Origin of the sequence: Streptomyces sp. NPDC013187 (assembly GCF_042899705.1) — a bacterium.
Classification (GTDB): domain Bacteria; phylum Actinomycetota; class Actinomycetes; order Streptomycetales; family Streptomycetaceae; genus Streptomyces; species Streptomyces hawaiiensis_A.
The window spans coordinates 170,544-184,325 of the sequence record NZ_JBIBAF010000007.1 but is presented as its reverse complement, the minus strand read 5'-3'; the positions used below and the strand labels follow the sequence as shown (position 1 = coordinate 184,325).

General features: G+C 70.8%; 9 protein-coding genes. 7 read left to right on the top strand and 2 right to left on the bottom strand.

All coding sequences use genetic code 11. The features are described from left to right. Positions 1 to 136 precede the first annotated feature (136 nt). The gene (locus ACFY5B_RS16450) at positions 137 to 994 is read left to right on the top strand and encodes a DUF4184 family protein (RefSeq protein WP_389969478.1); all 858 of its coding nucleotides are present in this window, start codon (positions 137 to 139) and stop codon (positions 992 to 994) included. On the opposite strand, the gene ACFY5B_RS16445 is transcribed toward ACFY5B_RS16450, so the two are convergent. Together ACFY5B_RS16445 and polA are read right to left on the bottom strand one after the other, a co-directional pair. After that, positions 963 to 1,622 carry a hypothetical protein gene (locus tag ACFY5B_RS16445; RefSeq protein WP_389969476.1) on the bottom strand — a complete coding sequence of 220 codons (660 nt, stop codon included), beginning with the start codon at positions 1,620 to 1,622 and terminating at the stop codon, positions 963 to 965. The genes ACFY5B_RS16450 and ACFY5B_RS16445 overlap by 32 nt on opposite strands. 319 nt (positions 1,623 to 1,941) lie before the next feature. Beyond that, complete coding sequence (polA, locus tag ACFY5B_RS16440; RefSeq protein ID WP_389969474.1) at positions 1,942 to 4,668, bottom strand: DNA polymerase I; 2,727 nt, start codon at positions 4,666 to 4,668, stop codon at positions 1,942 to 1,944. 174 nt (positions 4,669 to 4,842) lie between these two features. Here polA and ACFY5B_RS16435 point away from each other — a divergent pair, with 174 nt between their 5' ends. The 6 genes from ACFY5B_RS16435 (at position 4,843) to ACFY5B_RS16410 (ending at position 13,781) form a co-directional block, all read left to right on the top strand. Further along, positions 4,843 to 7,122 (top strand): FdhF/YdeP family oxidoreductase, encoded by a 2,280-nt coding sequence (locus tag ACFY5B_RS16435; RefSeq protein ID WP_389969472.1) that lies wholly within the window; start codon positions 4,843 to 4,845, stop codon positions 7,120 to 7,122. Positions 7,123 to 7,178: 56 nt separating this feature from the next. Then, the gene (locus ACFY5B_RS16430; protein WP_389969470.1) at positions 7,179 to 7,667 is read left to right on the top strand and encodes a PaaI family thioesterase; all 489 of its coding nucleotides are present in this window, start codon (positions 7,179 to 7,181) and stop codon (positions 7,665 to 7,667) included. 190 nt (positions 7,668 to 7,857) lie between these two features. Then, positions 7,858 to 8,730 carry a trypsin-like serine protease gene (locus tag ACFY5B_RS16425; RefSeq protein ID WP_389969468.1) on the top strand — a complete coding sequence of 291 codons (873 nt, stop codon included), beginning with the start codon at positions 7,858 to 7,860 and terminating at the stop codon, positions 8,728 to 8,730. A gap of 933 nt (positions 8,731 to 9,663) precedes the next feature. Beyond that, on the top strand, positions 9,664 to 10,893 hold the full coding sequence (locus tag ACFY5B_RS16420) for a branched-chain amino acid ABC transporter substrate-binding protein (protein ID WP_389969932.1): 1,230 nt from the start codon (positions 9,664 to 9,666) through the stop codon (positions 10,891 to 10,893). A 139-nt stretch (positions 10,894 to 11,032) separates the two neighbouring features. Then, the gene (locus tag ACFY5B_RS16415; RefSeq protein ID WP_389969466.1) at positions 11,033 to 11,962 is read left to right on the top strand and encodes a branched-chain amino acid ABC transporter permease; all 930 of its coding nucleotides are present in this window, start codon (positions 11,033 to 11,035) and stop codon (positions 11,960 to 11,962) included. A 4-nt stretch (positions 11,963 to 11,966) separates the two neighbouring features. After that, a complete protein-coding gene (locus ACFY5B_RS16410) occupies positions 11,967 to 13,781 on the top strand; it encodes a branched-chain amino acid ABC transporter permease (protein ID WP_389969464.1) in 1,815 nt (604 codons plus the stop codon). Position 13,782 lies beyond the last annotated feature (1 nt).

Sequence of the window (13,782 nt, the reverse complement as noted above, 5' to 3'; positions counted from 1 at the left end):
CACCCGTTCGTGACCGTTTTTCACCCGTTGGTCATGGGCGCTCGGGACGTCGTCGGCAGGGGGGCATCCCGCATACTGGGCCACTCACCGCCGGGCACCCCCGGCCTCGGTGCAACGACCGTCGCGAGGAGCCGAGTTGCCGTTCACGCTGAGCCATGCGGCAGCCGTTCTGCCCGCCGTCCGCACCGACGGCACCGGCCGGGGCCCACTGGTGCCCGCCGTGCTCGTGGCGGGCTCCTTCGCGCCCGACATGACCTACTACGCGGCAAGTGTCTTTTCCGGGGCGATGGAATTCGGTGACGTCACGCACGGGTTCCCGGGTGTGTTCACGGTCGATGTGCTCATCGCCTGGGCGCTGGTCGGGTTGTGGCTGCTGGTGCGTGAGCCGCTCGTCGCGTTGCTGCCACGGGCCCGGCAGGGGCGGGTGGCGGCCCTGCTGCGGTGCGGGGCGCCACGCGCGCGGGTGCGGCCGTCGCTGGTGGCGCGGTGGTACGGGTCCGCGGTGCTCGGCGCGGCGACCCATGTGGTGTGGGACGCGTTCACGCATCTCGACCGGTGGGGCATGCGGCTGTTTCCGGTGCTGGGCCGGGAGGTGGCGGGCTCACCGCTGTACTGGTACCTGCAGTACGGCGGTTCGGCGGTGGCCGCGGTCGTGATCGCCGTGTTCGTGGCGCACGCGCTGCGGCGGGCGCCCGTGGGCGAGCCGGTGGGGGTCCCTGTGCTGGCGGTACGGGACCGGTGGGCTGCCGCCGCCCTGATCTGCGGCTTCGCGGTGGTGGGGGCGGCGCAGCGGGCGTCGCGGTGGTGGGCGTACTGGGGCTCGGCCGCGAAGCCGTGGGAGATCGTTCCGACGGTGTGCTTCGGCGCGGGCGCGGGACTCGTCCCGGCGCTGCTGCTCTACGCCGTGGGGGTACGGGTGTGGCGTCCGGTTCCGGTCCCCGCCGATCGTGCCCCCGCCGCGGCTACGGAGCCGAGCCGCCCGGCCGCTCGCTGACGACGCCGTCGGCCGTCGTGATGTACACGGTGATGGTGGTGTGCGCGAGGCGGGGACGGGGGAACAGCGTGAGGGCGAGGGTCAGACAGTCCCGGGCCAACCGGGCCCAGGGGCGGGAGGGTTTGTCCCGGGCAACGGGAGCGCCGGGTGTGCCGGGGAGCCGGACCTCGATGGGTGCGGAGCCGGTGACGGGGGGTGGACCGTTACCGGCCGACGTGGTGTCGACACCGACGAGACCGGCCAGGGCGGCCAGATCGACGGCGCCCGCAAGGTCCGCCACGGCCTCGGTGCCGACAAGGCCGGTCAGGGCAGCCACGGCGTCGGTGCCGACGAGACCGGTCAGAGCGGTCAGAACGGTCAGAGCGTCGGTACCGGCGAGGGCAGGAGCGGCGGTAGGGCCGCCTGTCCCCCGGAGAGCCGTGGCGGCGGCCAGGTCGCTGGAGGCGGCGGTGGCGGCGGACCGTCGTCCGCCGACGGCCAGACGCTGCCGGAGGTCCGCCGTCGCGCGGCGCAGGGCCGTGGCGAAGGTGGCGGGGACGCGAACCGTACTCGCGGCGGCCTCGAACGCCGGGACCGGCTGCGGTGCCACGCCTGGGCCCGTGCGACTGAGGAACGTGCGTATACCCATGCCCCGCATCTTTGCGACCGGCGGGGGCGGGGGCGCCTTCTCGGCGGCCACGCGAGTGACGGTTTCCGTGGGAGAGGGGGCCGGGCCGGTGGGTGGCCGGGGCACCCCGGAGCCCCGGCTCGATAGGAACCCCGCGCCCAGCGAAGACGGCCCCGGGAAGTCCCGTGCAGGACGGAACCCCCGGAAAGGCCCGGCCGAGACGGGCCCCGGGCCCCGACCCGGGGGAACCTGACGGGTGGGTGCCGCTCCGGCCGACCGGTCCCGCCCCCTCGGATCCTGCCCGGGCCCTCGCACCTCCCCCGGCCGAGCCGCGCAGCGCCTAGTGTGCTGCCGACTCCCAGTCCGCGCCCGAACCCACCGAGACGCCCAGGGGAACGCGGAGGTCGACGGCGTTCGCCATCTCCCTGCGGACCAGTTCCTCGGCGGCGGACCGCTCCCCGGGTGCGATCTCCAGCACGATCTCGTCGTGGACCTGGAGGAGCATGCGGGAGGCGAGGCCGGCGTCCTTCAGGGCGTCGTCGACCTTGAGCATGGCGATCTTGACGATGTCGGCCGCGGTGCCCTGGATGGGCGCGTTGAGGGCCATCCGCTCAGCGGCCTCGCGGCGCTGGCGGTTGTCGCTGTTGAGGTCGGGGAGGTAGCGGCGGCGCCCGAAGAGCGTCGCCGTGTAGCCCGTCGCCCGGGCCTCGTCCACCGCCCGGCGCAGATAGTCCCGTACGCCGCCGAACCGCTCGAAGTACGCGTCCATCAGGGCGCGTGCCTCCGCCGCCTCGATGTTCAGCTGCTGGGAGAGACCGAATGCGGAGAGGCCGTAGGCCAGGCCGTACGACATGGCCTTGATCTTGCGGCGCATCTCGGCGTCGACCGCGGTCGGCTCGACCGCGAAGACCTGGGAGGCGGCCGTGGTGTGCAGGTCCTCGCCGGAGGTGAACGCCTCGATGAGGCCCTCGTCCTCGGAGAGGTGGGCCATCACGCGCAGCTCGATCTGGCTGTAGTCGGCCGTCATGAGGGACTCGAAGCCCTCGCCGACGACGAACCCGCGGCGGATGGCACGACCCTCGTCGGTGCGGACCGGGATGTTCTGCAGATTCGGGTCGGTCGAGGACAGACGGCCGGTGGCGGCGACGGTCTGGTTGAACGTGGTGTGGATGCGCCCGTCCGCGGCGATCGTCTTGATCAGGCCCTCGACGGTGACGCGGAGCTTGGCCTGCTCGCGGTGGCGGAGCATGATCACCGGGAGCTCGTTGTCCGTCTGCGTGGCGAGCCAGGCGAGGGCGTCGGCGTCCGTGGTGTAGCCGGTCTTGGTCCGCTTGGTCTTGGGCAGAGCCAGCTCGCCGAAGAGGACCTCCTGGAGCTGCTTGGGCGAGCCCAGGTTGAACTCGTGCCCGGCTGCCGCGTGCGCCTCCTTGACCGCCTGCTGGACGGCACCGGCGAACATCTGCTCCATGGCCTCCAGGTGGGGCCGGTCGGCCGCGATGCCGTGCCGCTCCATGCGGGCGAGCAGCGCGGACGTGGGCAGCTCCATGTCGCGCAGCAGGTCGGCGGCGCCGACCTCCTCCAGACGGCCCTCGAAGGCCTGGCCCAGGTCGAGGACGGCGCGGGCCTGGATCATCAGGGCCTCGGCCTCGGCGGCGTCGTCCGCGCCGAAGGCGAGCTGGCCGTCGGCCGCGGCGGCCGGGGTCAGCTCGCGGTGCAGGTACTCCAGGGAAAGGGCGTCCAGGTCGAAGGAGCGGCGGCCCGGCTTGACCAGGTACGCGGCGAGCGCGGTGTCCATGGTGACGCCCTCGACACGCCTGCCGTGCTCGGCGAAGACACGCATGGCGCCCTTGGCGTTGTGGAAGACCTTGGGCCGCTCGGCGTCGGCGAGCCAGGCCGCGAAGGCCCGCTCGTCGGCCTCGTCCAGCTGGGAGGGGTCGAACCAGGCGGCGGGGCCGCCGGGCGCGGCGAGGGCGACCTCGGCGACGGAGCCGGTGCCGAGGGCCCAGGTGTCGACCGTGGCGACACCGAGGGGCTGGGTGCCGTGCTCGGTGAGCCAGGCGGGCAGCTCGCCGGTGCCCAGCACCGTGCCGTCCAGCTCCACGCCCTCGGCGCTGACCGGGGTGGTCTCGGCCTCCTCGGCGCCCGGGTCGACGGCGAAGAGCCGCTCGCGCAGCGACGGATTACGGATCTCCAGGGTGTCCAGGATCATCGCGACGGCCTTGCGGTCGTAGGCAGCGCGCTCCAGCTCGGTGACACCCTTGGGCAGCTCCACCCGGCGCTCCAGCTCGGTGAGCCTGCGGTTGAGCTTGACGGACTCCAGATGGTCGCGGAGGTTCTGGCCGGCCTTGCCCTTGACCTCCTCGACGCGCTCGACGAGCTCCGCGAAGGAACCGAACTGGTTGATCCACTTCGCGGCGGTCTTCTCGCCGACGCCGGGGATGCCGGGGAGGTTGTCGGAGGGGTCGCCGCGCAGGGCCGCGAAGTCGGGGTACTGCGCGGGCGTCAACCCGTACTTCTCGAAGACCTTCTCCGGGGTGAAACGGGTCAGCTCGGAGACGCCCTTGGTCGGGTACAGCACGGTCGTGTGCTCGCTGACCAGCTGGAAGGAGTCGCGGTCGCCGGTGACGATCAGCACCTCGAAGCCCTCGGCCTCGGCCTGGGTGGCCAGCGTGGCGATGACGTCGTCCGCCTCGAAGCCGTCCACCGCGAAGCGCTGGGCGCCCATCGCGTCCAGGAGCTCGCCGATCAGCTCGACCTGGCCCTTGAACTCGTCCGGGGTCTTGGAGCGGTTCGCCTTGTACTCCGTGAACTCCTGGGACCGCCAGGTCTTGCGGGAGACGTCGAAGGCGACCGCGAAGTGCGTGGGCGCCTCGTCGCGCAGCGTGTTGGCCAGCATCGACGCGAAGCCGTAGATCGCGTTCGTCGGCTGGCCCGTCGCGGTGGTGAAGTTCTCAGCGGGCAGCGCGAAGAACGCGCGGTAGGCCAGCGAGTGCCCGTCCATGAGCATCAGTCGCGGCCGGCTGCCGCCGGAGGTCTGGTCGGTCGTCTTCGATGCTGTCTCTGCCACGCCCCCGATCCTGCCACGCCCCACTGACACTCCGCCCCGGCCCCACGGGTGCGGGGCTCGGAACCCCGGGGACACGGCCCGCCCGTGCCGTCGGCGCCCGCCCGCAATCGCTGTCACTCCCGCGTGCGAGGATTCGGAGGCCTACCTCACAGCGCAGTCGAAGGGGAGTGTGCGATGGCGACGAAGCCGCCCAAGAGTGATCCGGTCCAGGACGCGCCGCAGGTCGCCGGGCCGAAGCACGCGGCCGCGGGGCTCCCGGCCATCGGCCACACGCTGCGGATCGCCCAGCAGCAGATGGGCGTGAAGCGCACCGCGCTGACGCTGCTGAGCGTGAACCAGAAGGACGGCTTCGACTGCCCCGGCTGCGCCTGGCCCGAGCCGGAGCACCGGCACAAGGCGGAGTTCTGCGAGAACGGCGCGAAGGCCGTGGCCGAAGAGGCCACCCTGCGCCGGGTCACGCCCGAGTTCTTCGCCGCGCACCCGGTCGCCGACCTGGCCGGCCGCAGCGGCTACTGGCTGGGGCAGCAGGGCCGGCTCACCCACCCCATGTACCTGCCCGAGGGCGGCTCGCACTACGAGCCGGTCACCTGGGAGCGCGCCTTCGACATCATCGCCGAGGAGATCGACGCGCTCGCCTCCCCCGACGAGGCCGTCTTCTACACCTCCGGCCGCACCAGCAACGAGGCCGCGTTCCTCTACCAGCTGTTCGCGCGCGAGCTCGGCACGAACAACCTGCCCGACTGCTCGAACATGTGCCACGAGTCGTCCGGTTCGGCCCTGTCGGAGACGATCGGCATCGGCAAGGGCAGCGTCCTGCTGGAGGACCTCTACAAGGCCGATCTGATCATCGTCGCGGGGCAGAACCCCGGGACGAACCACCCGCGCATGCTGTCCGCGCTGGAGAAGGCCAAGGACAACGGCGCGAGGATCATCAGCGTCAACCCGCTGCCGGAGGCGGGTCTGGAGCGCTTCAAGAACCCGCAGACTCCGCAGGGCATGCTCAAGGGCGCGGCACTCACCGATCTGTTCCTGCAGATCCGCATCGGCGGCGACCAGGCGCTGTTCCGCCTGCTGAACAAGCTGATCCTCCAGACGGACGGCGCGGTCGACGAGGCGTTCGTGCGGGAGCACACGCACGGCTACGAGGAGTTCGCCGAGGCCGCCCGCGCCGCCGACTGGGACGAGACGCTCACGGCGACGGGGCTGAGCCAGGAGGACATCGAGAAGGCCCTCCGTATGATCCTGGCCTCCGAACGCACCATCGTGTGCTGGGCGATGGGTCTCACCCAGCACAAGCACTCGGTGCCCACGATCCGCGAAGTGGTCAACTTCCTTCTGCTGCGCGGCAACATCGGCCGCCCCGGTGCGGGTGTGTGCCCGGTGCGCGGGCATTCGAATGTGCAGGGCGACCGCACGATGGGCATCTTCGAGCGGCCCGCCCCGGCGTTCCTGGACGCCCTGGAGAAGGAGTTCGGCTTCGCGCCCCCGCGCGAGCACGGCTATGACGTCGTGCGCGCCATCCGCGCCCTGCGCGACGGCGAGGCGAAGGTCTTCTTCGCCATGGGCGGCAACTTCGTCTCGGCGTCCCCCGACACGGACGTCACCGAGGCGGCCATGCGACGGGCCCGGCTGACCGTGCACGTGTCGACGAAGCTGAACCGCTCGCACGCGGTCACGGGCGCGCGGGCCCTGATCCTGCCGACGCTCGGGCGTACCGAGCGCGATCTGCAGGGCGGCGGCGAGCAGTTCGTGACGGTCGAGGACTCGATGGGCATGGTGCACGCCTCCCGGGGCCGCCTGGAGCCCGCGAGCCGGCACCTGCTGTCGGAGCCGGCCATCGTCAGCAGGCTGGCGCGCCGCGTGCTCGGCGAGGACAGCCGCACTCCGTGGGAGGAGTTCGAGAAGGACTACGCGACGATCCGGGACCGCATCGCGCGCGTGATCCCGGGCTTCGAGGACTTCAACGCGCGCGTGGCCCGCCCCGGCGGCTTCGCCCTCCCCCACGCCCCGCGCGACGAGCGCCGCTTCCCCACGGCCACCGGCAAGGCCAACTTCACGGCCGCGCCCGTGGAGTACCCGCGACTGCCCGAGGGCCGCCTGCTGCTGCAGACGCTGCGCTCGCACGACCAGTACAACACCACGATCTACGGCCTCGACGACCGCTACCGGGGTATCAGGAACGGGCGTCGGGTGGTGCTGGTCCACCCCGAGGACGCGCGGACCCTGAAGCTGGCGGACGGGTCGTACGTCGACCTGGTCAGCGAGTGGAAGGACGGCGTGGAGCGCCGGGCACCCGGTTTCCGGGTCGTGCACTACCCGACGGCCCGGGGCTGCGCGGCCGCGTACTACCCGGAGACCAACGTCCTGGTGCCGCTGGACGCCACGGCGGACATCAGCAACACCCCGGCCAGCAAGTCCGTCGTGGTGCGTCTGGAACAATCGGCGGCCGACTGAGCGTTCGCTCAGTGATACAGGCAGCCGAGTGACGAGGACGAACGGAGCCGGGCCCGATGGGTGAGCAGCAGCATGTGAAGTTCCCGCAAGAGGTCATCGACGAGTACGCCGCGCTCGGCGTGGACCTCCTGGCCCTGTTCTCCGCGGGGCATCTCGGGAACCGGATGGGCGTCCAGATCTCCGAGGCGTCGGCGGACCGGGTCGTCGGCACGATGCCGGTGGAGGGCAACACCCAGCCCTACGGACTGCTGCACGGCGGGGCCTCCGCGGTGCTGGCCGAGACCCTGGGCTCGATCGGGTCGATGCTGCACGGCGGCAGCTCCAAGATCGCCGTGGGTGTCGACCTGAACTGCACCCACCACCGCGGGGTGCGCTCCGGGCTGGTCACCGGTGTGGCCACGCCCGTGCACCGGGGGCGGTCGACCGCCACGTACGAAATCGTCATCACGGACGAAAACGGCAAAAGGGTGTGTACGGCTCGGCTGACCTGCCTCCTGCGCGACGTCAAACCGGGCGACGAGGAACTCATCCGCGCAGCGAACTGACCGACGCGTCGACCGGCACCCTCACCGACGCCCCCACCGACGCCCTGCCGACGCTCTCACCGACGCCCTCACCGACGTAGGGAAAACCCTGGAGGGGCGGGCGCGCTCTTGTCGCGACCGCCCTCCGGGCATTTCACTGGCGCCCACCCCCACAGGAGAAGACCCGTCCCACCCCGCAGAAGGGTTTCTCTTGACCTCCGTACGCGCCTTCGCCGTCACCGCGGCGGCCTGTGCCACCGTGCTCGCCACCGCGCTGCCGTCCTCCGCCATCAACTCCTACAACGCCGCCCCCGCCCCCGAACGCACCGAGGTCGGCGCGCTCGTGGCCACCTGGGACGACGACGGCGACCCCGCGACCCCCGACCGCGCCGACTGGGTCTGCACCGGCACCATGGTCGACGCGGACACCTTCCTGACCGCCGCGCACTGCACCTCGGACTGGCCCGACAACGTGCGGTTCTACGTCTCCCTCGACCAGGACGTGCAGTCGGGCCTCGACGCGGCGGCGAAGAAGTACCCGGGCGACCCGGCCACGCAGGCCGCGGCCGTCGCCGTCCGGGGCACCGCCCACACCCACCCCGACTACCCGGGGCCCGCCTCCGACACCCATGACATCGCGGTGATCCAGTTGTCCGCCGCCGAGGTCAAGGCCCGCTGGAGCTTCACCCCGGCCACCCTGCCCACCGCCGACCAGCTCGGCAAGCTCGGCCCACAGGGCCTGAACGCCACCGACTGGCTCGTCGCCGGATACGGCACCCAGGAGGCCGTCAACGGCCCCGGCGGCCAGACCCACCCCGGCGGCGGCGTCCGGATGAAGGCGCCCGTCACCTTCAACGCCCTCAACGACTCCTGGGCCCGGCTCGCGATGACCGCACCCCAGGGCAACGGTGGCGCCTGCTACGGCGATTCGGGCGGACCCAACTTCGCCCTGATCGGCGGCAAGAGGATCCTCGCCGCCACCACCATCACCGGCGACACCCCCTGCTACGCGACCAACGTCACGTACCGCCTGGACACCCCCGGTGCCCGCGCCTTCCTCTCGCCGTTCGTGAAGCTGCCGTAACCCATACCGACGCACACCGAGGCCCCGCCGCATCGCGCACCCGGCGAAGCGGCGGGGCACCTCGCGTCTCCACCCCCTTGATTCCGCCAACTCGGCCGAAGCAGATGCGAATTGAACGTCCGTCGGCATCAACGCCTCACGCCCGGCACAGCGGCTCGCCGACTGCCGGAATCGGCTGCCGCCCCGGCGAAGAACCGCGGTCGCGGCAGCCGCGCTCGCCGCCGCAGCCGTGCCCGCCTCCCGGACCGTGCTCGCCTCCCGGACCGTGCTCGCCTCCGTAGCCATAGCCCAGCCGCAGGCGCTCGCACCCGACCGGCACCCCGGCCCGCCCTCGCCGGCCCCCGACCCCGGGCCCCGGCTCCGGCTCCGCCCCGGCCCCGGCCCCGGCTCTGGCTCTGGCTCTGGCCCTGACTCTGGCTCTGGCTCTGGCCCCGGCCCACTCGTCCGTGCCGGCCCGCACACACCCCGCCGAATCACCGTGGAAAACACCGTTCCCGATTACTCGGCACTTCCCCCGGATGCCGGTCATGCCTTTCTCGGCGTAACGCTCCGTAACGCGCGCGCAATACACCACCTCAGTTCCACGGTCCGGCCGCGCCCACGCCCGGGACCTTTCCGATCTCTTCCGGGCCGCACGCGGTCCGAGCACCGCACGATCTCAGCCATGGCCAACCGGAAGTGCGCGTTCTCAGAATGCGGACCTCGGCGAAAATCCACCAAACCCGTCGAGAGGGCCCGCCGCGGAGACCGGGCATCCACGCCGTCATAACAAGAAAGTCACAAGCGAGCCCGCGCCGCTGACCCTGCCCTTACCCCGGGCTTAGAGTCACGGCCAGTCACCGCCTCCATCGGGAGTTCGGTACCAGCGCGGCACTCACCCCCCGACCAGGGCGGGGCCTGCCTGTGAAAGGACTGATTGTGCGACAGCGTTCCTTGGTGATTCTTACCTCCGTTCTCACGACCGGAGCTCTGACTCTCACCGCCTGCGGCTCCCGAGACGACAGCGGTGACAAGGGCGGAGACAACGGGAGCGGCACCACGCTGACCATCGGCGTCGACGCCCCCCTCTCCGGTGAGAACTCCACCACCGGCCTCGGCATCCAGTACGGCGCCCAGATCGCCATCGACGACGCCAACAAGAACAACTGGGTCCCGGGCGTGAAGTTCAAGCTCACGGCCCTGGACGACAAGGCGCAGCCCGCCACCGGCCAGTCCAACGCCACCAGCATCGTCGGCGACAAGACCGCCGTCGGCGCCGTCGGCCCGCTGAACTCCGGCGTCGCCCAGACGATGCAGCAGGTCTTCGCCTCGGCCAACATGGTCCAGATCTCCCCCGCGAACACCGCCCCCGAGCTCACCCAGGGCAAGAACTGGCAGACGGACAAGAAGCGCCCGTTCAAGACCTACTTCCGTACCGCCACCACGGACGAGCTGCAGGGCAGCTTCGCCGCCGGCTACGCGTACAACGGCCTCAAGAAGAAGAAGGCCTTCGTCGTCGACGACAAGCAGACCTACGGCGCCGGCCTCGCGAAGATCTTCAACGAGCAGTACAAGAAGCTCGGCGGCAAGGTCGTCGGCACCGACCACGTCAACACCGGCGACAAGGACTTCGGTTCCCTCGTCACCAAGATCAAGAACTCCGGCGCCGACCTGCTCTACTACGGCGGCCAGTACGACGAGTCCGCGCTGATCACCAAGCAGCTCAAGGACGCCGGCGTCAAGATCCCGCTGTTCGGCGGCGACGGCATGTTCGCCTCGACCTACATCGAGGCCGCCGGCAAGTCCTCCGAGGGTGACCTCGCCACCGCCATCGGTGTCCCCGCCGACACCCTGCCCGCGGCCAAGACGTTCATCCAGACGTACAAGGACAAGGGTTACAAGGGCGACTACGGCGCGTACGGCGCCTACGCCTACGACGCCACCACCGCCATCATCAAGGCCGTCAAGGCCGCGGCCGACGCCAACGGCGGCAAGGTGCCCACCGACATCAACGACCTGCGCTCCAAGGTCGTCGACGGTGTCCAGAAGTCCGACTTCGAAGGCCTCACCGGCAAGATCTCCTTCGACCAGTACGGCGACACCACCAACAAGCAGCTGACGGTCTACCAGGTCGAGAAGGGTGCCTGGAAGGACGTGGAGACCGGCACCGCCGACCTGAAGTAACCCGGCCCGCCACAACGCCGCACCACGGGCCGCGCGGAAGGAGGACCCCGACCGCGCGGCCCGTTTCCACACCCCCACACAGCACACGACCACGCACACATCCAGTGCACACGACCACCAGCGACATGGAGGCCATGCGGTGAACACCCTGCCGCAGCAGCTGGCCAACGGGCTGCTTCTCGGCTCGATGTACGGGCTGATCGCCATCGGCTACACGATGGTGTACGGCATCGTCCAGCTCATCAACTTCGCGCACGGCGAGATCTTCATGACCGGGGCCTTCGGCGCCCTCACGGTCTACTTCTACATCCTCCCCGACGGCACCTCGATGGCCATCGCCGTACCGATGATGCTCATCGGCGGCGCCCTCGTGGCCATCCTCATCGCCGTCGGAGCGGAACGGTTCGCCTACCGCCCCCTGCGCGGAGCCCCACGCCTGGCGCCCCTCATCACCGCCATCGGCCTCTCCCTGGCCCTCCAGGAGGTCGTGCGCAACTTCTACCCCGGCGCCGACCGCGCCCGCGCCTTCCCCGGCCTCGACAACACCCACGACATCGGCTCCGTCACCATCAAGGACGCCGACATCTTCCTCATCCTGGCCGCCGTCATCTGCATGGCCGCCCTCGCCTTCTTCGTGCGCCGCAGCCGCACCGGCCGCGCCATGCAGGCCACCGCGCAGGACCCCGACACCGCGCAGCTGATGGGCATCGACACCAACCGCATCATCGTCATCGCCTTCGCCATCGGCGGCTTCTTCGCCGCCGTAGCCGCCGTCGCCTACGGACTCAAGTACGGCAACGTCGACTACCGCATGGGCTTCCTCATGGGCCTCAAGGCCTTCACGGCGGCCGTCCTCGGCGGCATCGGCAACATCTACGGCGCCATGCTCGGCGGCGTCGTCCTCGGCATCGCCGAGACCCTCGCCTCCGCCTACATCGACGAGATCCCGGGCATGCAGCAGCTCGGCGGTCAGAGCTGGGCCAACGTCTGGGCCTTCTGCCTCCTCATCCTCGTGCTCCTCTTCAGGCCACAGGGCCTGCTCGGCGAGCGCGTCGCGGACAGGGCGTGATGACATGACCGAGACGACCAAAACCCCCGTGCCGGACGCCGTCCCCACCCCGACGCCCGCACTGCGCGGTCTCATACCGCTGCCCACAGCGGCCGCCCGCGCCCTGCTGCTCGCCGGCGGCATCGCCACCGCCGCCTCCGCGTTCCTCGCCTGGACCTGGACCGCCGAATTCCCCGGCGACCTCACCTACTACGGCTACCCCGGTGGCCTGCAGTGGCTGACCTTCACCGCCGGCGTCCTCACCGCCCTGTTCGCGCTCGCCTCCTACGGCGTCCGCGGCCTCGGCTGGCTGCTGCCCGCCCGCAACAACGCGCCGCTCGCCCTCACCGCACTCGGCGGCTTCGCCGTCACCTGGTTCACCGTCATCGCCATCAGCGCCAACCTCGGCGGCGTCGTCAACCTCGAACCCGGTGGCTGGATCGCGGCCATCGCCTCCCTGCTGCCCGTCCTCGGCGCCTTCGCCCTCCCCCAGGAGCGCACCGGCACCGACGGCACCAAGGAAGCCATCAAGGCCTACGTCGCCAAGCCCGACCGCATCCCCGCCGCCCAGGCCATCGCGCCCTGGATCCAGCGGGCCGTCATCACCGTGGTCACCATCATCGGCCTCGGCGTCTTCACCTACGGCATCGACACCGAGTACGGCGAACTCTTCATCGGCTACCTGTTCGTCGTCACCTTCGCGATGTGGGCACTGCACACCGCCGGCCTCATGGACCGCTTCTCGGCCCTCGTCGCCGCCAACCGCAGCTTCACCCTCGCCATGGGCTTCGCCGCGGCCATCGCCTTCCCCTTCACCCAGACCGACGACCACTACGCCAACATCGGCGTCAACATCCTGATCTTCGGGACCGTCGCCCTCGGCCTCAACATCGTCGTCGGCCTCGCCGGACTCCTCGACCTCGGATACGTCGCCTTCCTCGGCGTCGGCGCCTACACCGCCGCCCTCGTCTCCGGCTCCGAGTTCTCCACCATCTCCGGCGTCCACCTGCCCTTCTGGGCCTCCGCCCTGGCCGGCGCCGCCGCATCCCTCGTCTTCGGCGTCCTCATCGGCGCCCCGACCCTGCGACTGCGCGGCGACTACCTCGCCATCGTCACCCTCGGCTTCGGAGAGATCTTCCGCATCGCCGTCAACAACATGGACGGCGACTCCGGACCCGACGTCACCAACGGCCCGAACGGCATCGCCAACATCCCCGACCTGAACTTCTTCGGCTTCAACTTCGGCCAGGCCCACGACATCGGCGGATTCACCCTCGGCCGCTTCGCCAACTACTACCTGCTGATGGTCCTCATCATGGCCATCGTGGTCCTGGTCTACACGCGTGCGGCGGACTCCCGCATCGGCCGCTCCTGGATCGCCATCCGCGAGGACGAGACCGCCGCCACCGCCATGGGCATCAACGGCTTCCGCGTCAAGCTCGTCGCCTTCGCCCTCGGCGCCTCCCTCGCCGGCCTCGCCGGCACCGTCAGCGCCCACGTCACCTACAGCGTCGTCCCCACGCCGTACCAGTTCGCCGGCTCCACCCCGCCCAACTCCGCGTTCCTCCTGGCCGCGGTCGTCCTCGGCGGCATGGGCACCGTCGCCGGACCCCTCCTCGGCGCCGCGCTGCTCTACCTCCTCCCCGAGAAGCTCGTCTTCCTCCAGGAGAAGTCCCTCCTCGCCTTCGGCATCGCGCTCATCCTCCTGATGCGCTTCCGCCCCGAAGGCATCATCGCCAACCGCCGGCGCCAGCTCGAATTCCACGAGACCGGCCAACTCGACGTTCCGAAACAGACCACGCTGACCGACGAACCGGCCGTCACCAAGGCGGGGGCGTAAG